The sequence below is a fragment of the Candidatus Paceibacterota bacterium genome (assembly GCA_035530615.1).
GTDB lineage: Bacteria > Actinomycetota > Actinomycetes > Nanopelagicales > Nanopelagicaceae > QYPT01.
Window position 1 is genome coordinate 802755 of sequence record DATKUL010000002.1, and the last position, 26402, is coordinate 829156.

Here is a 26402-nt window from a genome sequence, read left to right on the forward strand (position 1 = left end):
TGGTGACCCGATATGTGAGCGATTGATTAATGGCGATTGTTGCATTGAATCAATACTTTGAATACTCTGTTTACGCTCATACTTTGAACACTAGGAACTTTTCTGTCTTTTTGATTGTGAAACGTCGTCGAAATTTTGCCACCTGTTCCTACGGAGCGACGAAAATTACAACCAGACTAGGGAAGCAACAGTCCAATGAGGGAATATTGCAGACAAATTCGGCATCCAAGCGCTCACACTCATTTCAGGGTTGCGGTTGGAAAGGGGGTGTATTAACGATTGGTGAGGTTGTTCGTTCTTCTGGTTATTTCGAGTTGAAACCATTTCCCGTCGAATGGCGATTTTGTCGTGCCTCAAGTTGCAACACCTAGGGTTCCCCTTTATAACCTGTTTAGCCGAGACTCAATATCGTGGATATCTCTTTGTCGAGCTCATCATGATCGTCATCTTCCTGTCTTTTGCGGCTATTCATAAAAATCCATAGAGTCCCACCAACTACAAAGAAGCCAACGGATGCACAAATGACAGAAGGCATCATATAGATCGGTAAATTGCTAGCCGTTGTGAGTGATACGGCAGTCAAACCGCAAGTCACTCCACATCCAAGCAGGAAATAGATTACCGCAGCTAAATTGTCTGTCTTGTTCGTAGATCGTCGAAGCATATTCTGAATATATTTCAATTGATACTTGTTAACGGCGATAAGATCCCGATCTTCATCTGACGGCATCGTTATGTTGAATGGCCGATCTATCGAGATTTTTGGCTTTTCTCCATCGACTGTCATTGTTTCTCCCCGTCACTGGGGGCCACGGGCGCTGAAGGCTTGAGAATTTGATTCAAAACTGCATTCATAAAAAAGGTATACCCGCAATTGAGGCAAGTGACGGGACTAACCGGAAAGATTGGACCTCCTACGATGAGACCACCACCGGAGTACGGGCGCATCTCAAATACGGCGCCAACAGTCCAATTAACCTGATGACAGATGGGGCATGTTTTCGGATCCAGCCACTTCTTCGTTAACCATCCGAGCGCCTTTTCGGAAAACTCCTTATTCGTTCTGATAATTTCCTCTTCGACGGGTTTCGATTGATCGAAAATGGGAACTTCTTCACCCTGATCCACCGCAACCTCTTTCTCTTTGGATTCAGGAGAGTCTAGAACAACTTTGTCTTTAGGCAATGGACAACCTTCTACCCTAGATCAAGAAGGCACAGATTTGCGATGGGGGACGAGAATGATCTGTTCTCTCAGGCGAAAGAACCAGAATAAGGGGAAGTCCAAACGACATATTTCCACTCCAAAGGGGTGACATTAACGATTAGTCGGGTTGGCATCATGTGTGCGCGAACGCTCTGACTCTTACTGGGACCACGAAAAGGATATTGATGAATTGTGGATCGTACCAAGGGGAGAAAAGATCATTAACCTAATCGCCTTGCTTTGACGGTCTAATTCCAGACATGTACAAATCATAATATTTTCCAACAATATTATTTTCGGCTGAGTACTGCATCCAAAATGCAAAGACACATCCGAAATACCATGCCATCTCTCTTAGCCATGTGGAACCGTGCTTTCCAGACTGTTGCACAAGTAGTGCAATGAGATGCTTGAGCAGCAAATAAGATGCGAGTGTAATCACTTGATGATCTTCAAGTTTCTGGTCGGCGCTCCCTGCGCCTTGCATGGTGTCAGAAATATCTCGTTGGATATAGAAGGTTCGTTGCTCCGTTGAAAGTTCCTTTCCCTGCTGGAGGAGCATCGAGATTTTCCGTTCTCTGCCTGTTATCGCAAGCGGCACAAACTTCACTAATGCTTCTTGAAGCAATCTAATGTTGATTCCGCTCGAAGCGTAATTGCCGAATCCCTGTGACATGATCTTTAGTTGACTTATATCCTGCTTAAGAAATCCCTCCAGAAACAGACTAAGTTCGTTGCGAGCGAACTCATCTTTCTGTTGAAATAGTTCGGTGAGGAGGGGGTGGCCCACATGTGAGGGATACGATGGGTAATTGAAAGTGGCTTGCATCCCCGCCAACATGTTCTTCGCAATTTGGAAATCGACGTGGTCGTCTTGGAGATTGAACAGCCTACTGAAAATGCCCATCCATTATTTTAGCGAGGTTGGAGTCAAAAGAGGAACAATAAACTTCCGCGGTATTTACGAACTTTGTACTCGGGCCTTTGATTAACCTAGATAGAACGGATCTGATCAAACTGTCGGTCGCTCTACCTAACTTGAGCGGTCTTGATCTCCGTAAATGTGCGTTTTGTCGACCCTGCGAGTGGGAACTCTTTCGGGATGGAGGCCACTCCGTTGAAGGGAGGGCGTGTTTACGATTGGTGGAGTCAACGAACAAGGCGCATTGCGAGTTAACAGCAAATTCGATTTTCTTCTTGGTTGGAACTCGAAGCCTCAAGAGAATCCATGGCGACCAAAGAGCTTCACTCCATTCTTACAAACCCGAACGAGTTCGCTGTTAAAGGAGTCTCATCCAAGGCTCAATATTGTATTTGGTCGCAATTTCACACAACGCTTCAAGTTTCGAATTGGTCTTTACCAGGGATTCTTGAATGGCTAGCACCCAGACGCAACATGCAGCTAGAAAATGAAGACTCACTTCCGGGGTAACGGTCTGAGAATCCCTAAGCACTGTAATCGGATCTTCACCTTGAAATCCAATGTATGACGCAACCCCGCCCGCAGGATGGACTGTCTGACTTAGTAATCGGTATAACATTTTGAAATAGCTCGACTGATCTGGGCGGCCCATGACGAGATGGTCACCTACGGTGGAGTCAGATGGTAGAGCGATTGACACGGTAAGCAATCTAAGCTTCTCTCTAACCGAGTCAAGTTCAGTTAATGTGGCGCTCTGTACATCGCTTGTGTAATCCGTAGTGAAATTCGTTTCATTCACTGTGTTCCGAAGGAACCTTTCAAGTTCCATTAAAAACTTTTTATGGATCAGATTTGGCTCATCTTTGTGTAGATAAAAAAATTGTGCGTAGAGAGCGTGCTCCAAAGCCGATCGAGTGACAATGTCAGCAGTTGCAAACTCACCTGCACGAAAAAGAATGAGTCCGGCGCGGGCGCACGCCATAGTCGGGCGAATGAGGCCCTGTAGCTCCAAGACGAAAACGTCGGGTTCAGAGTAAGGAGGAGTGAAATCTAAGTAGGGATCAAACTGTACAAGTGTGTCAAGACAAACTTCCCACTCAGAAACTTCTCCAGTTCGATCAGACAATTTCAATCTCCAATCGCATCGGCCTCAATTCAGCAGGTTCGGATTACTGATCAAGGGACGCCTCTCCTTAGGTGAGTTTAGAATGAACTGGTGAAAATGGAACCCTTCGGGATCTGTTTTAGCTCTGAGTCCAAGAGCAAGACTTTGTTCTTTCAGGCGAAGGAATTAAAGCAAGGGGTAGTTCCAAATACAAGAGCCTCCGCTAAAGGGTGACATCAACGATTAGTGGGGTTAACAGTTTGGACCATCATTTCAAGCAGAGTGATGGGGTTCGTTAACAATTAATAGTGAGGTTCAGTATGACCGACCTCATTGATCCTGCTTCCAAAAGGAGAAGGTGGCCTTGACAACTTGTACGGCAAGGGGACATCAACCATCTCTTTTGGGAGAGGGATTAACGACTTGTCTCATACATTGGGATCCGTGGGGTCGAAAGGACGGGAACCGACCTGAAAGATAATCCTTAACTCCATTGACGTGTCGCGGATCGCGAACAAGAGAATTTCCATGAATAGCCAGTAATCTCTGGACTCTAAAGTCTATTTTTTCCTCATGATGAACTGGGGGCTGAATGTGAAAATTAAACCCGAAGTCCTAGTCGGGGTTCTCATGGGACTGATAGTTGCGTTTCTTGCAGGGGCACTTGGCGGAGTATTTCTCGGAGGTGAAACTCTTGGGAGCCCTAACTTTTTCGAAGTTTTTGAACCTATTGTCGGGGTCCTTGTTGGGGTCCTTGCTGGAGTTTTTGCTGGAGTTTTTGTTTTTCTGGCTATGCAAGGCGAGCGTGTCTTTGAAGCGATTTTAGGTGGTGTCGCGTTGAGTTTTATGGTTAGTGTTCCTGTCGTTGCTGTCCTCTTCTTCTTTAATAACGCTAGGGGAGCCCATTTCACCGTTGGGGGAGCCTTTTTCTTTATTGGCCTCGCACTGCTAATTTTCGTCGTTCGTCGTCGCAGGAAACGTCCGACTTAAAAGTTGGGACTATTTAATTGGAATACCGATGGTTTGTTAGTCGTCCAAGTACTCACCCTCACCGTTGTTCACTTAATCATTTTGAATATGAGGGTGTATTAACGATTAGTCGGGTTGGCTGCCTTTGTTATGACCACAAAAATTGCTAACGACGAGGGATCAGATTTTCCTTTAGCGACCGGTCAGACAATTCGTGATCGCAACTCGCAGTGCTTTGTGTTGATCACCAAGTGCGGTTGCTTCATCTCGCCACTTATCTACCGGGTACAACCACACGGGTCGGTATATGAATTCTGGCGGTTCCCACTCGTACCGAGGCCAAACGTGAGCGTGCAAAAAAGCATCGGCATTGCCGAGAATCTCAAGGTTGAGGCGCCGAAAAGAAGGATCAGCTTCTTTGCATGCCCGCTCCACCGCCTCGCCCAAGTTGGCCATACTTTCCAAGAACGCCGAGCGTTCGGACCGGGATAAATCTGACAAGCGCTCGGCCTTGGGATCGTCGGTAAGCAGTACGCAGTAACCCGGCAACCACTGTGGGTCGCCCATGACTGCAAAGCCGCCAGGCAGCCGAGCAAGCACGGTCGGGTTCTCACCCCGCAGTGCCGAGCCGATTCGATCTTGTCGCCACTGGTTCATTTAGAAAGTGTAGTTAGCATCCAATTCAGAACTAAGGGGTTGCATTAACGATTAGTGGGGTTGGCTGATAAGTAGCATCATCTTGCGCGTTACGGCACCTGCGGCGGTCGTGAGACCAAGCCGCGTCTGATCCCTTCGCCAGATCCGTTCATGATCATGAGCGTGGCAGGCTTTTGGCCCATTACCACCGCCCACCAGTGTGTGGCATTGCGTCCTGCCTTCGTGCCACACCATGCACCGCGAGCACTTCCGGGCATCGAAGCAAACACATGAGCAAGTGGAACGGTCGGTTTCGGGCCACCGTATTGATACGTGCGGAATACCGCGACCGTTGCAGGCGCCCACTCCAGTAGGACCGCAGAACGAAAACTTCCTTGACAGATTCGCTGAGGTGAGAGAGACCCGTAAGGAATCTTCTCTATCGGCGCCTGCGCATTGGCGGCTTCCATATGTATACCTACCGCACACACTGTCAGCACAATTAAGATCGCCGCCACTCCACTAATTCGACTAACAGCTCTCATAGTCAACCTTTCTTAACTTTTGTCGACTCTTATTAGAAGAAACTAACGCGCACTCGGCTTGGGAGGGAGTGGTCCACCCGGGGCCATCATTCCGGGACTTGTTGAAACGTTGGTTTCGATTCCACAATGATTGTCGAGTGCGTCGCCTACGAAACAACTGGACCCACCAATGGCTGGTCCACCATCGCGACCAGTTCCAAACCATTGAAGATCAAAAGTTTTGGTTGCTATATCCGCTGGCGTGGATATTGCACCAGGCGATAATGCGCATCGACCATCGGTCAGAAAATAGAATCCTGGGTGTTCCTTGGAGAAGTGCAAGCCAACTTCGAGTCGTACGCCTCGTGGTAATTGCTTTATGTCTCCCCAACAATTCACGATCTGAGTACCTGCTGGAAGAGTCGATGAATCAACAGCGGAGATGCGAGTCCACCACCACGCAGGGTCAAGCGGTTGACTATCTCCAACCCAGTCGACGCGCATTGGATTTGTCAGTGCACTGGGATCAAATGCGCACCGACCATCGATTAGAAAATGAAACCCGGGGTCTTGTTGAGGAGAAGCAACAACGGGAGTGCTTATTACACCTGGCTGCATTAGTTTTTGGCTAGGAGTGCAATTCACGATCTGAGTACCAACAGGAAGGGCTGCTAATTGCTCGGCGCCGAGATCAACCCAAGATTTGGCAACGATGCTTGACCTAGATGCGACAGTATCGATCCTGGTATTTGTGTTTGAGTTGAGCGCCAGCGCGCTGCCAACGCCAAAGAACACTATCGGCGAAACCAGCACGGCAATGACGATTTTCGCGCGAGTAGAACTCATGGGGAATTTCTTCAGGGATTGTGGCTCCATATCTCTTTTACGTTTGAGGGCACCAATTTCTTTAGATTGAGTTCCATGACGCGGGCGTGTTTTTGATTTTGAATCGGATTGTTCGAGCCGGTCCCGAGGCTTTGTATATGATGTTGGAAACTGGTGGAAGTCGGGAGTCTCGATTTATTTAGATCCCAAATTCCCTCCGTTTTTGGTAAAGAAAACGGTCCCCTCAAACGTAGGAGAAGTATGCAGCCGCAATCCTTCAAGGATTTCTACAGCATCTCTAAAGACGGGTGCTTTCGAGCCCTGGCCGTCACCGTGCAAAACCTTGGCGAAGCAGAAGATCTGCTCGCCGAGAGTTTCACGCGGGGGTTGGAGCATTGGGAAGAACTTCAAAAGCATCCGGCCCCCGAAGCATGGATTGTGCGAACCGCGCTCAACCTACATCGTGACAGATGGCGACGAATTCTGACTGCCGCCAAGTTCGGCCCAATGGAACACGACTACTCAATAGATATCCTCGAATTTGTGGATCCGGAGTTAATAAAGGCTATTCGCTCACTTCCCGAAAAGCAGAGATTGGTGATCGCCTTCCGAGTCTTGCTTGATTTATCGATTGAGCAAACGGCAACAGAAATGGGCATTGCAGCAGGAACCGTTGCAGCCCATCTCAACCGCGCATTGCAAACTTTACGAACAACTCTGAATAAACGAAGCTGGGTAGAGGAGTAAACATGTCAACATCACCGGATCTTTTGACCGAAAAAGAAATTCACGAACTCTCGGCACAATTAAAGGCTTCCCTGAACCCACTGACCTTTGATAAGCCATTTGTTGAATACAAGAAGCGCCAATCCAACCATGCAAGGCAGTGGACTCTTTCTGGAGTTGCTGCTGCCTTCATCGCGATTGCCGCGTATTCCGTAATAGGTCAATTGAGCGTTGCTCCAGCATGGAGTGCCTCACCGTTGAAGGTAAGCGCCGCAAATGAAGCGGCGATTCTTACAAGCTGCTCCCTCTTCCTCCCAAAGGCACTACAAAGTGGACAAGCCTCATCTTTGGAACATCCGAAGGTTCATTTAGTAGATTTTCGATCCGACTATGGAGATGCGGTGTTAATCACTGGAGGAATGAATCCGCAAACCACGCGAACGTGGACCTGTCATTTCATTAAGCCGAAGAACTCCAAATTCAAGGCAATAGACTTGAGCGAAGCGAAGTTTTCTTATAGTTACGTCGCTGGTAACCCAAAGAAAATCATCCCAGGACCAAGCATTTCGGCTACGGCAGCAATTTTGACGCCAACAAACATTAAGCGCCGAGAATCGGTGTCGGTTGTGTGGCGGGGCGGGGATTCCTTTGATGGCGTGAAAATTCCCGCATCACAGATTATGAGTGGCCCGGTGATCTTTGGTGCGGTTTCAGTCAAAGTCAAGTGTCCAAATCTGCCATCAGCCGAAGCGGCGATTAGCAACACTGGCGGCATATTTAGTATTTGGATTCCGTCGACATCCCCAAAGTGCTTAGTCACCTACTTTGATCAAAATGGAAAAATCATCTGACTCGCTCCGAGTTCTTTCGCCCCATCGACTGACAGTATCGAGAAGTCGATGGCTTCACATTGCGATTTTTACGCAAGTAAAGAGAAGCCTCCCGACAGGAGGTCGATCCTAACAACCTAAAACAAGGCTTTGTTCTTTCATGCGAAAGAGTCAAAGCAAGGGGAAGTTCCAAAGATAAGAGCCCGCCACCAAGGGGTGTATTAACGATTGGTGGGGTTGCTGGCGTGAGTTGGCTTGTCCATTCAAACCGACAACTACTACGTGCTACCTGTGACCTCCTGCACTGATCGGATAGCGACGGTCAGAGTTCAATGAACGCACTTTGAAATTTGTCTCTTGCTCATAAGTCCCCGTGGAAAATTGATGACTCCTACGTTCCTACTCGGTCTATTCCGGTACGGGAATGTTGCAGATCTGATAGATCAACTTCTTAACCTCATACAGATAGGCAGTTATTTCCCTGAGATTGAAATCGCTGCCTCCTACGTCTACCGTGTAGTCCAAGGCAACGGGCACTTTGGATCTAGCGAGCGCGATTCTGGCGGAAGTTTCAATGCTCACGTGCGGGTTGCCATCCAATAGCTCCCCGAAGTTGTCTCCAAATGGTTGAATATCGAAGCCGTCTACAGTTCCCTTCGAGGTTGCCTGACCAAGATCACTATGGTTTATCTCAAACGCCGCTTCGAAACTAAGACTTGCGTTTGCTCTGGCTGAAATCATTCCGCGGTGTTTGTCTCGGTTGCTCATTTCAGCTAGGACTGCAAGAAACGCTTTAGCAGGTGGGTCAGCGAGATATGGCTGAGTGTGTTTTATTCGTTCGATAAACGTCGGCGGCATTGATTTCAAATTCTCGGCCACTTCTCTCCACTTGGACTCTGTGAGCGACGCAGGGAAAAAAACCTGTTTTGGGTTTGCCGGTTTATTGCCCTCTAAATGACATAGTTCCCACGCCAAAGCATCCAGAGCACTACGCATGTTGTGAACGGCATCCCCCAAGAGGAGGGACATCTCCGCGAGGGGTGGCGTTGACTCGACTCGAAGGATGCTAGTGAGGTGTTTACCTGTGGGATCGATAGATAGCTCCGCCCACGTGTGCCATCCAGTGTCCCACTGGCTTATTCGATCTTGTAGATCACTTAGGTGCGAAATCCCCCGTGTCCATTTCATTTCACACCACGTGGAAATTTCTACGCCAGGTCGAACAGAGTCCTTCATCATGAAAGAACTGTAGTAGCTCTGCAATCGAAATTTGCATAACATCGTGTCTGTGCATCTCTTCTGCGACCTTAAGACAATTGCATCCTTAGGGGTGTATTAACGATTAGTCGGGTTGCCGGAAGTAGTTGCACATCAATTACGAACAAACCTGATGGCTGCTCCCGCAATGCCCGTATAAAGAGTGACCGTGGGGATGGGGTCGAATGACCATCAGATTGGGCCTTCATGGGTACACTGAAAAATTCCTAGGAAGGGACTAGAAATATGTTCGTGGGCAATGTTGGATTTTCGGGGATCTTCATTCTGTTTATTGTTCTTTATCTTCTAGTTTGCATTAAATTCTTGGCTTGGTGCGCAAAGACTGCTCGAAAAGTAGAGCGTTCACCAATAGGTTTTGCGTGGCTTGGTTTCTTCGCCCCAATAGTTGCCTGGGCTATTTTGCTAACGTTGAACAAAGATGCCAAATATGCGGCTAAAAATTGAGACAGTGTTCGTTTTCATGCCCTCTTGATTCACTTTAGAATTTAAGAACGGTTCTTTCTAGCCCGGCGTCAAGGGGTGACATTAACGATTGGTGGGGTTACTGAGATGCGTGCCACTGCGTTTCTATAACGCTGCGTTACTCCGTCTTTGATTCCAGGAGAGAGCCTGAAGGCTAAACAGCACCAGGACAGCACCAATTATTTGTGGCAACTTCGGGATTCCCCTCCCCAAAATCCAGGAACCCACCATCGCAATGACAAGTATGAAATTCAATGCGATCCCCAAGTGTGCCGCCTTGATTTTCTTGGCAGCGATTGTAAAAGATAGGAATGCCAATCCCACTCCGAAGAGACCTGCGAGTATCGCCGAACCTGTGAACTTCAATTCGTAGCTCTTTGCCACGTACCTTCCAGGCGTGAGCAAGAATACGAGTGCACAAAAAATAGTGGATGCCACCATCTGCCCAAATGCAAGGGCGTAGACATCAACGTTCACGCCGTACTTGCGCACTGTTACAACATAAAGTGCTGCCGTCAGTGCCGCGAGAGAAAAGAAGAGAATGGCTAGAGGGCTTGCTCCAGTCGACCCATTCCATGGATTTGCCCCGATGACAGCACCTGATATTCCGATGAGCACTGCAATCCACTCGATCGATGTAACTCGCTCCTTCAGCCAGAGGAGACCGATGAGCACGATGAAAATGGTCTCAAGACTCAAAATCATTATGCCAATGCTCACCGTGCTGCGCTGAAATCCCAAATTGGCAAAATAGAAGGTGAGTCCTGGTTCGAGAACTCCCAGAATTATGGCTAAACGCCATGGAATGCGAACTTTAGATCGGCGAAAGAGCAGAATCGTTCCGAGTAGCAACGCTCCGACCAATGATTGAATGACAGTCAGCGCCACGGGAGAAAAGGATTCCACGGCCAGATCCGAAAAGGGACTTGCGACACCCCAACATATGGTTGAAAACGCTAGCAATGCGTATGCAATTTTGGAGTTCACCTCGCAATTGAAGCAGACATGACGCTCGCCGTCTAAGACACTAACTTGATTTACTTTGTAACCGAGGGGATTCTCGATCAGTTGATGAAAGAAGAGGATGGGGGTGTATTAATGACTAGTGGGGTTGCCCAAGATTCTGCGCGAAGAAATTGAAAGGACCTAGAGTTACCTCAAGGTCCGTGCTCAGTCTCTCTAACTCTTTGATCGATACCAATAGATCAGTTTCGAAAGACTAAGGCTGTGGTGCGGACGGCGGGATTCGAACCCGTATCTCTGGTTTGGTAAAAAGCAGCATGTTGCCAGTTACACCACGACAACATCGCGCACGAATATTGGCTCTTATCCAAAAAACAGAATGTTCCTGGGTTGACCGTGGTGGAAATCGTTAGTATGTGAATTGCAAAAAAAGAGACCCGAGGGGATCCTCCAGGTCTCTTAATTCGCCAGTCGCAAGATGCGCGATCAGTATTGCATAAATGTCGACTCTGCAGCAACGGGTTTTACCGCCTCTATCGTCGCGGAGACGACGTAGTCGGTAATGCCTTTACCAGGTGCCCAACTTTCCATGAATGTCTTACTCTCATCCTTCGGGGTTACACAAACTTGCTCGAAGCCTGACGTAACTAACATCGCGACGATCTCGTCCACCATTGAGGCACCAGATATGCACCCGGTATAAAGTGCAAGATCCTCACGCAACTCATTGGGGATGGCGGCAGACCCAACGACATCAGTGATGGCGAGTCGGCCGCCCGCTTTCAGGACTCGGAAGGCGTCGGCGAACACTGCGGGTTTATCTGGAGATAAGTTGATCACGCAGTTGGAGATGATCACGTCCACAGTACTGTCGGCGACTGGTAGGTGTTCGATTTCGCCCAAACGGAACTCGACATTGCGATACCCACCTACTTCTGCGTTAGCGCGAGCCTTCGTCACCATCGCCGGGGTCATGTCGACACCGATTACATGTCCGTGGTTTTGAACCTGTCGGGCGGCGAGGAAAACATCGAACCCACCACCGCTGCCGAGATCGAGAACCATCTCCCCGGGCTTGAGGTTTGCGATTACCTGCGGATTGCCGCACCCGAGACCCATATCGGAGCCCACTGGCACAGCAGTTGTGTCATCGGCCGAATAGCCGAGCAGGATAGACATTCCATCGCCCGACGAGCCCGGCGTGCAACACGATGTGCTGCAGCCGCACGAGTCATCCTCGGCAACCTTGGCGTACTGCTCGCGTACTGCCTGGCGGATTTCGTCGTTCTTGATGTCATTCATGGCTTTCTTCTCCTTTTGAGTAAACGGAAGTTCTTGGATTCACATCTCTTAATTGCAAGTTGCCTTGATCTCTTCTATCTATATTCACTATTTTCTTTTCTTTTCATATCGACAAATATCGATACGAAATAAGAATACTCTCCCATCGACAATTGTCAATATGACGAGTTGACCCCGCCTAGATCTCCGCCGAGACGCATTCAAGGAGTCAGCACAAAGCGGCAACCAGGATCATCGCCACTTGGTATAAGTGATCAAACTTGGATGCCAAGGAAATCGTCCTTGATGGACTATGCGCAATAACCGGGTGATATCGAGGCGAAGAAACTATGGCATAAATTCTCGTTACTCGGAGTTACAAAAGTCTCAAGAAGAAGGAGGTGTATTAACGATTAGTGGGGTTATTGGTTCGATGGGCGGAAGTCGAAGTCCTACAACCGCGGGAATCGCTAACGGCCCAAAAGTGGCCACCGCGAGCAATGCGGCGGCATATCCCATAGCTCTTCTCTCTCCGATCGCCGCCGAGAGCGGTCCGATAATGGCGTAGCCGATCGGATTGAGAGCAAGTGAGCCGAGCCAATCAAAACTTGAAACTCGACTTAAGGTTTCGCTCGGTATCAATCTCTGCAGTGCCGTGAACCAAATCGTCCCGGCTAAAGCAAAGCCCACCTCCGATAATCCCTCCGACGAGTTCCCCGGTAATGATCGTCGCCCAAGCTGGTGGCCCACCAAGGTGTTTGCGAGCGATCTCTGGACCCAATAGATGTGATTAGCCAAGAACCAAGGGCCGCCCCTACGATTCCGATCATTCTTGGGGCAAGTCCTAGAAGTGCATTCGCTTGCTGTAATCGAGCAGTACTGACTATCTGCGGGACCAATCCGGTGATTGCGGGCCGTGAGAAAGCCCCAGCGGCACCATTGACCGCGACACAACAAGCCAACGCAAAAATACTTGGTGATCCGTGTATCAATATCGCTGCGGCAACAAGTTGACTCGCACCCGCTACAAACGATGCCCCAGCCAAAACAAACCGGCGAGGGAATCGATCAGCCAACACACCACCGACCAGTAGCAACACCAATATGGGAACTTCACGCGCAACGAATATAAGACCAAGCGCGGTTGGATTACTCGCATCAAGAACGGCAAAACTGAGTGCAATTGCGCTGGCGTACGTTAGTCGTTCAAGTATTGAGCGCGGGCAATAAATAATGGCACTATCCGACATGGAATTCATATCACTACCTAATAAAGTTATGGCAACTCTTTATGGTCATTGACGGATCTGGTTGGGTGAGCGGTGGTGATGAAGTTCGATTCCCCATCTCAACGGGCCAAGTGGTTCTTTGGCATCCAGGTAATAGCGGCATTGAATCAGATGTCGCCATTACTGTTGAGGGGACAATGCCTCGATGAGAACTACCAACGTCTCAACCTTTACTCCATCAAGTATCAAAGCTGCCTTCGCCTTGTCGCTTTCTATCACCGCTAGGAAAGCAGACACACCGGGCACTTCCATAATCAGAGCTACGCGAGTTGAATTCTCGGGGTCAAGAAAGGTTCGCGCTGTGATGCCAAGCGGACCAAACAATGCTTGGCGCCTTGGTGAGGCTAGCCAATGGGCACTGTCATAGACCTCATGGTAAGTGACGATGGTTGTCATATTCTCTCCGTAATCCTTAGTTGCGCCAATACCCCAAGGCTGTCATGACGATAGCGGTTGCTTCAGAAACACGCCAGACCCATTCAGGAGTCCAATATTGAGCAAAGCAGGTACCGAACCAAGCCCTCGACACATCAACACAATCTAGAAATATATCGAAGGGTAAGTGAAGTTGTTCCTGATCGGTAACAAACGACAGAAATGACTCTGATTATTCCTAAGGATGACCCATGCTCCTTTTGCGAGTACCTATCAGGTCGCAGACCTTAAGTGAATTTATCTTCTGGATGATTTTGGGATTACTCTCTTCCCAGAAGGCAAGGTCCGCCCGGGCAGCGGCTGTTAGCCGCGCTCCTCGAGGGCGCGCTTTGCAGGATTGCCAGATTTAGATTTTTTCGCGGGCGGACTCTTCTTTATCGGGCCGCCCATATTAGGCGCACCTTGGTACATCGCCGGTGGAAGTCCTTGCGGCATTGCCCCATTTCGCATCTGGCGCATCATCTTCTGCGCTTTGGTGAAGCGATCGACCAATGAATTCACTTCAGAGACAGCGCGACCGCTTCCCCGTGCAATGCGCGAGCGACGAGAGCCGTTGAGAACCTTGGGATCGCGCCGCTCAAGTGGTGTCATCGATTCAACAATGGCGCGCGTGCGAACCATTTCAGACTCGTCAAAATTATCGATTTGCTTTTTCATTGCTCCCGCACCCGGAAGCATGGAGAGCATCTTGGACATCGATCCCATCTTGGACATTGCGGCAATCTGCTCTAGAAAATCATCAAGTGTGAAGTCCTCACCTGTTGCGAATTTAGTCTCCAACTTCGCTGAAGTGACGGGATCGAAAGCTTTTTTCGCCTGCTCAGCAAGGGTTGCAACATCGCCCATCCCGAGAATTCGCGAAGCCATCCGCTCTGGGTAGAAGACGTCAAAGTCAGTAAGTTTCTCTCCCGTGGAGACAAACATGATCGGACGCTGGGTAAGTTGCGCGATCGAAAGTGCGGCGCCGCCTCGTGCATCGCCGTCGAGTTTTGTGAGGACGACGCCATCAAAACCCACACCATCTAGGAATGCCTGCGCAGTGCGCACTGCGTCTTGACCGATCATTGCGTCAACTACGAAAAGAATTTCATTTGGGTTAACCGCATCGCGTATCGCGGCAGCTTCCTTCATCAATGTGGCATCAACGCCTAAACGACCGGCGGTATCGACAATGACCATGTTATGTAACTTGGATTTGGCAAAGGCGACGCCGTCTTTGGCAACCTTAACGGCATTGCCAACTCCGTTGCCCGGTTCGGGCGCGAAAACTGGAACGCCGATACTGTCACCTACAACTTGCAATTGAGTGACCGCGTTGGGACGCTGTAAATCTGAAGCAACGAGAAGTGGTGTGTTTCCTTGGTCGGCGAAATATTTCGCCAACTTTCCTGCAAGGGTTGTCTTACCAGCACCCTGTAGACCAGCCAGCATGATCACCGTTGGGGGTTGCTTGGAGAAGCGGACTCGACGGGCTTCGTTTCCTAAAACCTCAACGAGGGTCTGGTTGACGATCTCGAAGATCGCCTGGGCCTGATTGCTACCGGACTGCAGAGTTGGGAGGGCTTCGAGGGATCGCAGCCGGACGTTCTCGACAAATTCGGTGACGACGGGCAGAGCAACATCGGCCTCCAACAATGCCTGGCGGATTTCCAAACAGGTGTTCTCGATATCGGCGGCCGAGATCTTTCCGCGTGAGCGCAGGGAATTGAGCGAGGCGGAGAAGCGCGAAGTCAGTGAATCGAACATAGAGGCAGAGCCTAACCCAGGTGCGGCCTAACTAAAGAAGTGCGCCTCTGAGCCGCTCGACGACCTCTTGGGCGCGTTTTTCACTGAGAGGTCCGGCCGCGATTTCTGTGAGGTAGAGGGTATCAATCGCTTCGGCCCCCAGGGTTGTGACGATTGCCGAGCGAATGTCCACGCGGCAACGGGTTACGGCGTCGCCTATTCGAAAAAGGAGTCCTGGTTGGTCGTGGCTTCGGACTTCGATCACGGTGCACTCACTCGACGCACCCATGACAACTTGAACAACAGGTGGCGGAACAGGAATCGATGGCAATTGGCCATACGCCTTCACCCGCTCTTGAATTCGCTTCTCCAGATCACCATGCCCAGCAAGGGCTGCCTGAATAGCATCATGGATCTTCTCAGCAGTGGGGACTGGTGCGTTTGGATCCAAAGAGACGATCCACCTCATGACAGCCGAAGGACCATGCGACATGGTGCGAGCAGATCTCACATCCAACCGCGCGAGATTGAGCACGCCAGCGACGATCGATAGAAGTCCAGGTCTGTCTGGTGAAATTACTTCAACTGCATACTCATTTTCTTGAACTACAACTTCTACACGTAAGGATGCGACTTCGGCGAAGGCACGTTGTTCGGATGTGAGTTCAGGTTGTGGTGCCACAGTCGTGCCAGTCATTGCAGCGCGAGTGCGCTCTACTAAATCTGCCACAAGTCTCGCTTTCCAATTACTCCATGCCGCACTTCCCGTCGCCTCCCCGTCCGCAATGCTCAACGCGTGCAACAACTCAAGGGTTTGTAGGTCAGGAATTCGAGCTAGGACAGAAATAATTGTCGCGGGGTCATTGAGATCGCGTCTGGTTGCAGTTGCAGCGAGCAACAAGTGTTGCTCAACCAATACCTTAAGAGTTGCGACATCAGGTTCGCTGAAACCAATTCTTCTTGCCAGCGGCTCAATTAATCGCGCACCTCGATGCGAGTGGTCTTCCATCTCACCTTTCCCAATGTCATGAAAAAGCGCGGCCACAAGAAGTAAATCTGGACGGTGCACATCGCGAGTACGCAATGCTGCATGAACCGCTGTCTCGACCATGTGTCGATCAACGGTATGGCGGTGGAGAAAATTACGTTGCGGAAGGCTGCGCACAGCGCTCCACTCAGGCAACCAGGCCGATATCAAGCCTTCTTGGTCCAGCGCTTCCCAGACGTGGATCATTGCGCTCCCGGCGCCAATTAACGCGACAAGATCTTCACGCGCCTCCCGTGGCCAAGGATTGGGTAGTACCCCAATTCCTTCTTTCAACCCTTGCGCTAGTTGAACGCAGGATTCCATGGAGAGGTGAATTCCCAGTTGTGCAGCTTTCGCTGCAGCGCGCAAGCCAAGACCTGGATCATGTATCGAGATTGCGTCAGGATCAATAACGAGTTCTTGGTGGGCCACGCTGATTCCGCGCCCGACACTTATGAATTTTGTGCGGCGCGAGAAGAGTCCCTCTTTACCTTTGTGGTCGAGGCGGTGCCACGTTGATTGCATCAAGTAATCGACATCGCGCGCAGATTGGGCGACCTCGCCCATTAACTCATCCGCATCTGCATACCTAAGTGATTGGGCAACCTTGTCCTGCTCCTGGAAAAGTAAACGGTCGCGGCCGCGATTGCTCACAACGTGCAGAGCCTCGCGAATATTGGAAAGGGAGGATTCGGCATTGCTAATTCGCTCCAGCGGAATCTCGATCGCCCCGGATTTAGCGATGGCGCGAAGCGCGGTGATATCGCGCAAACCTCCACGAGCCTCCTTCAAATCCGGTTCGAGAAGATAAGCCAATTCACCCATTCGCTCATGTCGCTCGGCGAGAAGAACTCGTAATTCTGCCAGGCGTTTGCGCGATTCTTTGCGCCAGTCATAGAGGCAATCTTGTTGCACCTTCGCCACTAAATCAGAATCACCGCAAATGAAACGGATATCGAGAAGTCCCATCGCGACCTTGAGATCTGCTTTTGCGATATCGCGTGTCTGGCTCGGCGTCCGCACCGAATGGTCGACACTTCGTGGAAGTGATGCATTGGATGTGGTGCCATCCCAGATGGGATACAGGAGTGCATTTACAAAAGAAAACAATTCATCGTCAGAGTATTGACCGTTGTGAAGGATAAGAATGTCTAGATCAGATCCGGGAGTTAACTCGCCGCGGCCAAAGCCACCGACCGCGGCGAGTGCTAACCCAGCAATTCCTCGATTCACCTCTCCTGGCAGTTTCTCGGCGGCTGCCAAGAAAAGCTGGCTCAGTTCACGATCGCTCTCGTTCGATCGTAATCGTCGCTCACGTGTCCCCACCAACTCCGCCTCCTCGCTGTTATGAAGATAAGTAATGAAGTTAATTAGGAAAACGAAATCGATTCATGCCACTAGCTATTTAGGAGGAACTTAAATGGCATCTGGTCCACGCTCGCCGGTGCGTACACGGACTACCTGATCCACAGGGGTGGACCAGACTTTTCCATCGCCGATAGATCCGGTGGAAGCCGCCTTCACAATGACGCCGATAACGGATTCGGCTTCAGAGTCGTCGACAAGAACTTCTAGTCGAACCTTTGGGATGAGATCCACTGTGTATTCCGCGCCTCGATAAACCTCCGTGTGTCCGCCTTGACGGCCGAACCCACTTGCCTCCGAGACTGTCATGCCAGTAACTCCATGTGCTTGCAGAGCGTTCTTGACCTCATCAAGTTTGAAGGGTTTGAGAATTGCGGTTATGAGTTTCATAGCATCGAACCTCCTCGTGATGAACTTGCCAATTCATAAGCTGTTTCTGCATGTTCGTTGAGATCAATGCCTTCGACTTCGGAGTCGCGACTGACGCGCAATCCGATGGTCTTTTCAATCGCAAACCCAATGATAAGAGTCATAATGAATGAATAGGCAAGAACAAAGAGTGCGCCAAAAGCCTGCTTACCAAGGAGCGTTGCACCGCCGCCGTAGAAGAGGCCATTGAGGCCAACTGAGTTAACAACGGAGGTTCCGAAAAGTCCGATGGAGATACATCCCCAGAGTCCGCCGACCAAGTGCACGCCAACCACATCGAGGGAGTCGTCGAATCCAAGTTTGTACTTCAGACCAACCGCCAGTGCGCAGAGTGCGCCAGCGATCAATCCGATAACAACCGCTGCCCAAGGGGCAACGAATGCACATGCCGGTGTGATTGCAACCAGGCCTGCTACCGCACCAGATGCCGCACCCAATGATGTTGGATGACCATCGCGCAACTTCTCCAGCAGAATCCAGCCAAGCAGTCCGGCAGCAGTTGCCACTTGAGTGTTCATGAAGGCAAGACCTGCAATGCCATTGGCTGCCAGAGCGGAGCCGGCGTTGAATCCAAACCAGCCAAACCAGAGCAATCCAGAACCGAGCAAGACGAGCGGGAGTGAGTGAGGACGCATCGCCTCTTTCTTCCATCCCACGCGCTTTCCCAGAACCAGTGCAAGTGCCAGACCAGCCGCACCGGCGTTGATATGTACAGCGGTTCCGCCCGCAAAGTCTTCTAGACCCTTGGCTGCTAAGAAGCCAGCTCCGGTGATGGTGTCTCCAACTTTGTTGCCGAAGAAAAATACCCAGTGTGCAACGGGGAAGTACACGATGGTTGCCCAGAGTGTTACGAAAACTGCCCAACCAGTGAACTTGGTCCGGTCTGCGACTGCGCCAGAGATAAGCGCCGGGGTAATGATCGCAAACATCAACTGGAATGCAGCGAAAACTAAGACCGGGATGGGATAGACGCCGCCGTTATTGGTGAAGTCATTGACTATGCCTCCCAGACCTGAGAAGGAGAAGGATCCATACCAAGGCGAATTGCCCTTATATCCAAAGGCCAATTCGAAGCCGAAAATAACCCAGAGGATGCTGACGATTCCGATGGTCACCATCGACATCATCATCATATTGAGAACGCTCTTTGTGCGGACCATTCCGCCGTAGAAGAAGGCAAGGCCTGGAGTCATGAGCAGTACCAGGGCTGTACTGGCTAGCATCCAGGCGGTGTCACCAGAATTGAGGACTGTAGGGGCCATATTTTCACTTTCGTGAGATCTTCTCGCCATTGAGGTGAGCGAAATATGACCGATAAGAGTTACGGCAATTCACTCCCTGCGTTTCCAGCGCGTCACATCTTCGCCTTCTTTGTTACAACTCGGTTACGACCCCTGCTTATCAGTGCCTAGAGCAAAGACTGGATATAGGCGGCCGGGTCAAAGGGTGCGAAATCTTTCGCTGATTCCCCCGTGCCTATCCACTTGATCGGAATACCTAGGGTCCGCTCGATAACCAGGGCAATCCCGCCAGGGGCACTACCGTCCACCTTGGTCAAGATAATTCCTGTTAGATCAACAGCCTCTGCAAATACTTTCGCCTGGGTCAGACCGTTCTGTCCAGTGGTGGCATCAATAACGAGAAGAACCTCTCCCACAGGCAGGACCTTCTCGACCACTCGCTTCACTTTGCCGAGTTGGTCCATCAAGTCATTCTTGGTGTGCATACGACCAGCAGTATCAACAATTAAGTAATCCATATTCTTGGCAAGACATTGCTGGGCCGCATCGAATGCAACAGATGCTGGATCTGCCTTCTCTCCCCCACGAACCACTTCAATTTCAAGGCGCTCACCCCATGTCAGAAGTTGATCCACGGCCGCTGCGCGGAAAGTGTCGGCTGCTGCCAGCATGACTTTCTGATCCTGCTCTGCAAGTGCATGGGCCAACTTCGCAGTTGATGTTGTCTTTCCAGTGCCATTGATCCCGACCACCAAAATACCCGTTGGCCCGGTTGGCAACTTTATAATCTCGCGTGATTTGTCGCAGAGCGAGGATGTGAGAACGGAGATGATGGCATCTGTCGCACTCTCCGACTTTGCAGAGCGAGCCGCTTTCAATACATCGTGCGCGATCTCTGGACCGAGATCGGCTTCAAGCAACGCCGCCTCTAACTCTTCCCAGTCCTGCGCAGATGCATTGGGCTTTCCCGTGATCTTGGCAAGTATCTTGCCAAACAGCCCCATCAGAAATGACCGACTAAACGGATTGTGCGTCGCGCAGGCGCTGAGAAATAACTTCAGTCACGCCATCTCTTCGCATGGTCACACCGTAAAGCGCGTCGGCAATTTCCATCGTGCGCTTCTGGTGAGTAATGATGATCAACTGCGAACTCTCGCGGAGTTCTTCAAAAATTCCCAAGAGGCGACCGAGGTTGACGTCATCCAGTGCCGCCTCTACTTCATCAAGGACATAGAACGGGCTTGGACGTGATTTGAAGATTGCGACAAGCAGGGCGATTGCAGTCAAAGATTTCTCTCCACCCGAAAGAAGTGAAAGACGTTTGATCCGCTTTCCGGGTGGGCGGGCTTCCACATCAATACCCGAAGTTGTCAGGTCATCTGGATTGGTGAGAATCAAGCGGCCATCTCCACCCGGGAATAGACGAGAAAAAATATCTTCGAAGTGACGGGCAGTGTCGTTAAAGGCATCCATGAAGATCTGCTGAACGCGTTCATCTACTTCCTTGATGATGTCGAGAAGATCCTTGCGGGTCCGTTTGAGGTCTTCGAGTTGCTCGGCGAGATAGAGGAGACGCTCTTCGAGTGCGCCATACTCCTCCAGGGCGAGCGGATTGATCTTGCCTAGAAGGGCCAGGTCGCGCTCGGTCTTGGCAAGTCTTCGCTCCTGCTGTTCGCGACGATATGGAACCAAGTCGCCCTCAACAACGGTGCCGTCGTCCAATTCGATAAAGGTCGGGACATCACGGTCGGGGCTGTACTCATTGAGCAAAGTCGCAACATCGATTCCCAGTTCTTCAACCGCTTTGAGCTCGAGGGCTTCGATGCGCATACGTTGTTCGGCGCGCGCGATCTCATCGCGGTGGACACTTGAGGTGAGTTGTTCGAGTTCGGATGCAAGCTCGCGGGCTTGGGCACGGACCGTCAGAGTCTCACCTTCGCGAAGTGCACGCACTTCTTCAAGATGTCCTCTTTCGTTCGCAGCCTTAGCGATGGATCTTTCGATATGAATCAATGCCTCATATGCGGACTCCGCGATTGCTTGCGAAACAATGGCACCGCGTGCACGTGCGCCACGTCGGACGATCGCCTTCTCTGAGGCTTCGCGCTCTGCAACTGCCGCATCCTCCAGCGCTTTTGCTCTCGCTGAAAGGGAGGCAAGTCGCTCTTCACTCGTACGAACACTCAACCGCGCTTCTACTTCCGTGGTGCGCGCGATAGAGACTTCGGCGCGCAGTTCTTCGGCAAGTGAGTGGCTTGGTTGTTCTACTTCTCCATGATGGTGCATCTGCTCTTGCGCAATCGCAAGTTCGCTCTCATCACGGGACTTGGCAGCCGTGGCTTCGACAATTGCCGAGTTGAGACGCTCTACTTCTGCACCTGCCGACTTAGCGTGCTGCCCGGCCACTGCCAATTGTTCGGTGATGGCTGCGATACGAGCATCCGATTCATTGAGTGCGGCAAGAGCCACATCAAACTCGCTCTGTCGCTGTGCGAGTTCGCTCTGGGTGGCAGAGATCTCAAAACGAAGGCGCTGGCAGACATGGTTGATCTCGGAGACTTTCCCGGTAAGTTCGTCGATGAGCGCATTGATTTCAATCAGCGATGATGAAGATTTTGATCCGCCGCGTGCGCGTGATTGTGTAAAGACATCGCCATCGCGAGTGACAACGGTCAGAGTTGGGTGGGAAGAGAGAATAGATTCGGCTTCTCTTGAATCTGCTGCGACCACGGTGTTGGCAAGCAACTCCTGCAAAAGAGGCTGGATCGAGCTCGCGCGAACATGCGATGCGATCGCCACCAGTCCGGCTGGGATGGAGGAAGGATGCGCGTAAATATCTGGTCGCAGGACGAGGAGATCAGCCTGGCCGAGGTTCTCATTTCGAAGTGCTGAAAGTGCGAGTACTGCAGATGAGAGATCCTGAACGACGACCGCATCGGCCAAGGTGCCCAGGGCGGCGGCGGCGGCACCCTCCCACCCGGAATCAATCTCAAGAAGTGAGGCAATACTTCCCAGAATCGCCACTCCGCGCGGATCGCGAAGCAGGGCCACAGCGCCATCTCGGGATTGAGAGGTGAGGTGCAAGGCTTCCAATTTAGATTCAAGGGCATTGCGCTCGCGGTCTGCGGCACGCTCTTGATCGATGAGAGCATCGAGTTTGGACTTGGTCTCATTGAGCGCAAGTTGTGCTGCTTCAAATTGCGAATCCAACCCAAGTTCGCGCGAATCTACGCCAGTAATTTCCAATTCGTGTGCGGCATACTCACGCTGAGCGGATTGTGCACGCATCTGCGCATCATCGCGCGCTTTTGTCAGACGAGAGATCTCTTCGGCAATTGCATCCAAACGGGCGGCAAGCGATTTGATGTGACCCTCTTGGCGCGCGGTGCCCTCGCGTTGGTCTGCGACGGCGCGCAGTGCCGCAGCGACGCGGTCTTCTTCGGCTTTCAATTCGGCTTCACTGATGGCCAAGGACGCAGTTGCCTCTTGGAGAAGTTGGCGCGAGGTCTCGACAGATGTTCGAAGTTCGGTTTCTTCCTCGCGAAGGAGTAGCGCTTCACGATCGAGAGTCTCAGGATCACGTCCCGCACTTCGTGCATCCTCTCCCTCTTCAGATAAGAATCGGGTTCGCTCTTGCGCCAAACTCTGCGTGCCGCGGAATTTTTCACGAAGTGCATTGAGTTGGTAGTATGTCTCTTGGGCCTGAACCAATTTTGGACTATCAACTAAGGTCTGCACATCGAGCTCGGCTTCGCGCGTACGTGCAGTTTCGAGATTACCTTCAACGATTGCGCGGCGTTCGCGAAGAGCAGTCTCGTCGGCAACTTCCGCATTGAGCGTTTGAGTAAGTGAAATCAGATCATCGGCAAGAAGGCGTAATTTTGCATCACGCAAATCTGCCTGGATCGTCGCAGCCTTCTTGGCAACCTCTGCCTGCTTACCCAACGGGCGAAGTTGGCGGCGTAGTTCGACGGTGAGGTCCTGAATACGGGCGAGGTTGGCTTGCATAGAATCAAGTTTGCGAAGAGCTTTCTCTTTTCGCTTGCGGTGCTTGAGAACACCCGCAGCCTCTTCGATAAATCCGCGGCGTTCCTCCGGGCTGGCAGAAAGAATTGCATCGAGTTGGCCCTGTCCAACAATGACGTGCATCTCGCGACCGATTCCGCTGTCGCTGAGGAGCTCTTGAATATCGAGAAGGCGGGACGCGTCTCCGTTAATCTGATATTCACTGGTGCCGTTGCGGAAAAGAATGCGAGAAATAGTGACTTCCGTGTAATCAATCGCCAGGGCACCATCGGTGTTATCGATAGTGACGGAGACTTCAGCTCGCCCAAGAGGGGCGCGACCGCTGGTCCCGGCGAAGATGACATCTTCCATTTTTCCGCCCCGAAGTGACTTGGCGCCTTGCTCACCCATGACCCAGCTGAGCGCATCCACAACGTTGCTCTTGCCTGATCCGTTGGGTCCGACCACGCAAGTAATCCCTGGTTCTAGCCGCAGGGTCGTCGCGGAAGCAAAGGACTTAAAGCCCTTGAGCGTGATGCTCTTCAAATACACAGCGCAAACCTACCCTAGGGCTTACTCCGGCGTTGGCACGCTCAGTAATTCATAGGCAACGCGAGCCGCAATCTGCTCGGCCTCGCGCTTGCTCTTGCCTTCACCCTGGGCGATTGCCTCTCCGGCCACCATGGCAAAGGCGGTAAAACTCTTATCGTGATCCGGTCCAGTCTCAGTGACAAGATATTCGGGGGCCCCTTTGCCAGCCAGGGCGACTAATTCTTGGAGGGCGGTCTTGCCGTCGAGGCCGGCGCCTTTATCCACGGCATTCACAAGAGTTTTCTCAATTAATCCCAGGACGACCTGCGCTGTCTTCTGGAATCCACATTCAATATATATGGCACCAATGATTGCTTCGAGCGCATCGGAGAGAAGCGAATTCTTATCATTGCCGCCCGTGTTCTCTTCGCCTTTACCCAAACGAATGTGCGAACCAAGATTTAAGGTGCGCGCAATGTCGGCGAGCGCTCGCATATTGACCACGCCAGAGCGAAGCGGCGATAAACGACTTTCATCGAGGTCGGGAAAACGACGGAATAATTCTTCCGTAGCGATGAGTCCGAGTACAGAATCACCTAAAAATTCCAGGCGCTCATTTGTTTCATTCGACCCAGACTCATACGCATGCGAACGATGGGTCAGTGCTAACTCGAGCAGTTGCGGGCTGATCTCAACGCCCAATGCCTTGGTTAACGATGAGTACAGGTCAGACCTCAATTACCTGACGGCGATTGTATGTTCCACAGGTCGGGCATGCGGTGTGTTGCAATTTTGGTTGCTGGCACTGTGGGCAGTTTGAAAGAGCCGCTGCCGTGGTCTTCCACTGGCTACGACGGGAACGGGTCTTAGAGCGCGACATCTTCCGCTTTGGTACTGGCACTTTACGTTCCTCTTTCTAGAATTTCACAGACCTTGACACCCGCTGGTGACTATCGCCCCGTGAACGGCAGGGTGAATTACCTGGCTAAGTATCCCCTAAAGGGCTCAATTCTTGAAATCGGGCCGCTCTTGCTCCGTAATCTGAATCGACTCATCCGGCAGAAGTCCCGTCAAGCCAGACCAGCGGGCATCAATGACCTGGTGGGCGTGGTCGGCCGGCAGGTTGGTCCATTTCACCCCGCACCCAGGACAGAGCCCCGGACAATCCGCAGCACAGAGGGGGTTGATAGGCAAGGAGAGAACGATGGCATCGCGGATCGGTGCTTCCAGATCGATGATGTCCCCCTCCATCATCAGTTCCTCCGCAAGGTCGAGATCATCCTCTTCCGCACTGGCACGCTTGCGTTGCGCCTTGGTGTGGGCCTTTTCAGGTTCGTACCGGTAGAGCTCTTGGATTCTGCGTTCGATATCAAACTCAACGCTCTCCAGACAGCGCATGCACTCACCGTCGGCAATGGTCGATAACTGAGCGCTGACCAGAACTCCCTGGGTGACAGATTCCAACCGCATATCCATGTGAATCTCTTCACCTGGCAATACTGCGATGACATCGATGCCGATGCGATCGGGGGCTGGGATATCTAAGGAGTATTCCCGCATCTCCCCCGCACGGCGCGGAAGATCATGGGCATTAAAACGGAAAACCTGCGACTCGCGCTTCATGAATTCGCCCTGGAAAGATTATTCGGAAGCAAGTTGCGAGAGCACGTCGTTGTCGCCGGCTCCCGCCAAACGCTCGCGACCCCGCGAAACGGCATCCATAGTCTTATTCAAAATAACTTCCAAGGTGGCAAGGCGAGAGTCAATGTAGGTTTCTACTTCTTGGCGCTCGCGCTCCGCCATCGCGCGTGCTTCATCAAGAACGCGCTGAGACTCATCCCGAGCAGCTTGCACTATTGCCGTCTGCTCGACCATTCGAGCAACTTCCTCACGGGCCATGGAAATCAATTGCTCGGCGCTATGTCGGCCCTCTTCAATGACCGCGTCCCGCGTAGCCAGAAGATTCTGCGCAGTTGCGAAATCCTGGGGCAAGAGATTGCGAGCCTCATCGAGGAGTTCTAGAAGATCGGCGCGATGGACGACGCACGAGGCGGACAAAGGAACGCTGCGGGCTTCTTCCACCATTGTGATCGCGACACTGAGTTTCTCAATTGAATCCATTTTTCACTTCCCTGCCAATCGGTCTCGAAGTGCGTCTGCCACATTGGATGGGACCATCCCGGAGACATCACCGCCAAAATGGGCCAACTCTTTAACAAGAGATGAAGATAAGAATGAATGTGCGGGAGAAGTAGCCATAAACATCGTGTCCACCTGCCCGGATTGGAAATTGACCTGCGCCATCTGCAACTCATAGTCAAAATCTGTAACCGCTCGAAGGCCCTTGACGATGACAGATACCTCATTTGTCTTACAGAAATCTATGGTCAATCCATACCAAGAATCAACAACAACGTTGGGGAAAGATTTGGTGTTCTCGCGGATCATTTCCATCCGCTCCTCCACACTGAACAAGCTGTTTTTGCTCCTATTTTCAAAGACAGCCACGATCACACGATCAAAGTGGTTGCTGGCTCGCTCGATGATGTCGAGGTGTCCGTAGGTGATCGGATCGAAGGATCCAGGACATACCGCGCTCTTCACCCCGCAAACGCTAGCAATGATTGC

General features: G+C 51.3%; 27 protein-coding genes. 4 read left to right on the top strand and 23 right to left on the bottom strand.

Going from position 1 to position 26402, the window contains the following annotated elements; all coding sequences use genetic code 11:
* Window positions 1-391 precede the first annotated feature (391 nt).
* The 3 genes from VMW30_07040 to VMW30_07050 form a co-directional block, all read right to left on the bottom strand.
* Window positions 392-787, bottom strand: a complete 396-nt coding sequence (locus VMW30_07040) for a hypothetical protein (GenBank protein HUW88112.1) — start codon at window positions 785-787, stop codon at window positions 392-394.
* A 645-nt stretch (window positions 788-1432) separates the two neighbouring features.
* Window positions 1433-2113 (bottom strand): hypothetical protein, encoded by a 681-nt coding sequence (locus tag VMW30_07045; GenBank protein HUW88113.1) that lies wholly within the window; start codon window positions 2111-2113, stop codon window positions 1433-1435.
* Window positions 2114-2486: 373 nt separating this feature from the next.
* Window positions 2487-3254 (bottom strand): hypothetical protein, encoded by a 768-nt coding sequence (locus VMW30_07050; GenBank protein ID HUW88114.1) that lies wholly within the window; start codon window positions 3252-3254, stop codon window positions 2487-2489.
* A 573-nt stretch (window positions 3255-3827) separates the two neighbouring features.
* Between VMW30_07050 and VMW30_07055 the strand changes: the two genes are divergently transcribed.
* Window positions 3828-4223 (top strand): hypothetical protein, encoded by a 396-nt coding sequence (locus tag VMW30_07055; protein HUW88115.1) that lies wholly within the window; start codon window positions 3828-3830, stop codon window positions 4221-4223.
* 171 nt (window positions 4224-4394) lie between these two features.
* Here VMW30_07055 and VMW30_07060 read toward each other — a convergent pair whose 3' ends face one another.
* The 3 genes from VMW30_07060 to VMW30_07070 form a co-directional block, all read right to left on the bottom strand.
* The gene (locus VMW30_07060) at window positions 4395-4859 is read right to left on the bottom strand and encodes a diadenosine tetraphosphate hydrolase (protein HUW88116.1); all 465 of its coding nucleotides are present in this window, start codon (window positions 4857-4859) and stop codon (window positions 4395-4397) included.
* Window positions 4860-4948: 89 nt separating this feature from the next.
* Window positions 4949-5383: a hypothetical protein gene (locus tag VMW30_07065; protein HUW88117.1), complete on the bottom strand. Its 435-nt coding sequence runs from the start codon at window positions 5381-5383 to the stop codon at window positions 4949-4951.
* 42 nt (window positions 5384-5425) lie between these two features.
* Window positions 5426-6208: a hypothetical protein gene (locus tag VMW30_07070; GenBank protein ID HUW88118.1), complete on the bottom strand. Its 783-nt coding sequence runs from the start codon at window positions 6206-6208 to the stop codon at window positions 5426-5428.
* 240 nt (window positions 6209-6448) lie between these two features.
* On the opposite strand from VMW30_07070, the gene VMW30_07075 reads away from it, so the two are divergent.
* Both VMW30_07075 and VMW30_07080 read left to right on the top strand, forming a co-directional pair.
* A complete protein-coding gene (locus tag VMW30_07075) occupies window positions 6449-6934 on the top strand; it encodes a sigma factor-like helix-turn-helix DNA-binding protein (protein HUW88119.1) in 486 nt (161 codons plus the stop codon).
* 2 nt (window positions 6935-6936) lie between these two features.
* On the top strand, window positions 6937-7764 hold the full coding sequence (locus tag VMW30_07080) for a hypothetical protein (protein HUW88120.1): 828 nt from the start codon (window positions 6937-6939) through the stop codon (window positions 7762-7764).
* Window positions 7765-8151: 387 nt separating this feature from the next.
* On the opposite strand, the gene VMW30_07085 is transcribed toward VMW30_07080, so the two are convergent.
* The gene (locus tag VMW30_07085; GenBank protein ID HUW88121.1) at window positions 8152-8982 is read right to left on the bottom strand and encodes a hypothetical protein; all 831 of its coding nucleotides are present in this window, start codon (window positions 8980-8982) and stop codon (window positions 8152-8154) included.
* 264 nt (window positions 8983-9246) lie between these two features.
* Here VMW30_07085 and VMW30_07090 point away from each other — a divergent pair, with 264 nt between their 5' ends.
* Window positions 9247-9465 (top strand): hypothetical protein, encoded by a 219-nt coding sequence (locus tag VMW30_07090; protein HUW88122.1) that lies wholly within the window; start codon window positions 9247-9249, stop codon window positions 9463-9465.
* A 123-nt stretch (window positions 9466-9588) separates the two neighbouring features.
* On the opposite strand, the gene VMW30_07095 is transcribed toward VMW30_07090, so the two are convergent.
* The 16 genes from VMW30_07095 to coaD all read right to left on the bottom strand — a co-directional run bounded on the left by VMW30_07095 (window position 9589) and on the right by coaD (window position 26378).
* Complete coding sequence (locus VMW30_07095) at window positions 9589-10470, bottom strand: DMT family transporter (GenBank protein HUW88123.1); 882 nt, start codon at window positions 10468-10470, stop codon at window positions 9589-9591.
* Between the two features lie 462 nt (window positions 10471-10932).
* Window positions 10933-11748 (bottom strand): arsenite methyltransferase, encoded by an 816-nt coding sequence (locus VMW30_07100; GenBank protein ID HUW88124.1) that lies wholly within the window; start codon window positions 11746-11748, stop codon window positions 10933-10935.
* 366 nt (window positions 11749-12114) lie between these two features.
* Window positions 12115-12417 carry a hypothetical protein gene (locus tag VMW30_07105; protein HUW88125.1) on the bottom strand — a complete coding sequence of 101 codons (303 nt, stop codon included), beginning with the start codon at window positions 12415-12417 and terminating at the stop codon, window positions 12115-12117.
* Entirely contained in the window at window positions 12402-12986 is a 585-nt protein-coding gene (locus VMW30_07110) for an MFS transporter (GenBank protein ID HUW88126.1), read from the bottom strand. Before VMW30_07110 ends, VMW30_07105 begins: the two co-directional genes overlap by 16 nt.
* Window positions 12987-13136: 150 nt before the next feature.
* The gene (locus VMW30_07115; protein HUW88127.1) at window positions 13137-13412 is read right to left on the bottom strand and encodes a hypothetical protein; all 276 of its coding nucleotides are present in this window, start codon (window positions 13410-13412) and stop codon (window positions 13137-13139) included.
* A gap of 342 nt (window positions 13413-13754) precedes the next feature.
* Complete coding sequence (ffh, locus tag VMW30_07120; GenBank protein ID HUW88128.1) at window positions 13755-15197, bottom strand: signal recognition particle protein; 1443 nt, start codon at window positions 15195-15197, stop codon at window positions 13755-13757.
* 31 nt (window positions 15198-15228) lie between these two features.
* Window positions 15229-17529, bottom strand: coding sequence for a [protein-PII] uridylyltransferase (locus tag VMW30_07125; GenBank protein HUW88129.1), 2301 nt, complete (start codon window positions 17527-17529; stop codon window positions 15229-15231).
* Between the two features lie 90 nt (window positions 17530-17619).
* Complete coding sequence (locus VMW30_07130) at window positions 17620-17958, bottom strand: P-II family nitrogen regulator (GenBank protein HUW88130.1); 339 nt, start codon at window positions 17956-17958, stop codon at window positions 17620-17622.
* Complete coding sequence (locus VMW30_07135; protein ID HUW88131.1) at window positions 17955-19259, bottom strand: ammonium transporter; 1305 nt, start codon at window positions 19257-19259, stop codon at window positions 17955-17957. The genes VMW30_07130 and VMW30_07135 overlap by 4 nt, the downstream gene beginning before the upstream one ends.
* A gap of 146 nt (window positions 19260-19405) precedes the next feature.
* Window positions 19406-20242 (bottom strand): signal recognition particle-docking protein FtsY, encoded by an 837-nt coding sequence (gene ftsY / locus VMW30_07140; protein HUW88132.1) that lies wholly within the window; start codon window positions 20240-20242, stop codon window positions 19406-19408.
* 13 nt (window positions 20243-20255) lie between these two features.
* Complete coding sequence (gene smc, locus VMW30_07145; GenBank protein HUW88133.1) at window positions 20256-23795, bottom strand: chromosome segregation protein SMC; 3540 nt, start codon at window positions 23793-23795, stop codon at window positions 20256-20258.
* A gap of 21 nt (window positions 23796-23816) precedes the next feature.
* Window positions 23817-24512 (bottom strand): ribonuclease III, encoded by a 696-nt coding sequence (gene rnc, locus VMW30_07150; GenBank protein HUW88134.1) that lies wholly within the window; start codon window positions 24510-24512, stop codon window positions 23817-23819.
* Complete coding sequence (rpmF, locus tag VMW30_07155; protein HUW88135.1) at window positions 24502-24675, bottom strand: 50S ribosomal protein L32; 174 nt, start codon at window positions 24673-24675, stop codon at window positions 24502-24504. The genes rnc and rpmF overlap by 11 nt, the downstream gene beginning before the upstream one ends.
* 104 nt (window positions 24676-24779) lie before the next feature.
* Window positions 24780-25397, bottom strand: a complete 618-nt coding sequence (locus VMW30_07160) for a YceD family protein (GenBank protein ID HUW88136.1) — start codon at window positions 25395-25397, stop codon at window positions 24780-24782.
* An 18-nt stretch (window positions 25398-25415) separates the two neighbouring features.
* Window positions 25416-25895 (bottom strand): ATP synthase subunit B/B', encoded by a 480-nt coding sequence (locus tag VMW30_07165; GenBank protein HUW88137.1) that lies wholly within the window; start codon window positions 25893-25895, stop codon window positions 25416-25418.
* Between the two features lie 3 nt (window positions 25896-25898).
* The gene (coaD, locus tag VMW30_07170; protein ID HUW88138.1) at window positions 25899-26378 is read right to left on the bottom strand and encodes a pantetheine-phosphate adenylyltransferase; all 480 of its coding nucleotides are present in this window, start codon (window positions 26376-26378) and stop codon (window positions 25899-25901) included.
* Window positions 26379-26402: the final 24 nt, after the last annotated feature.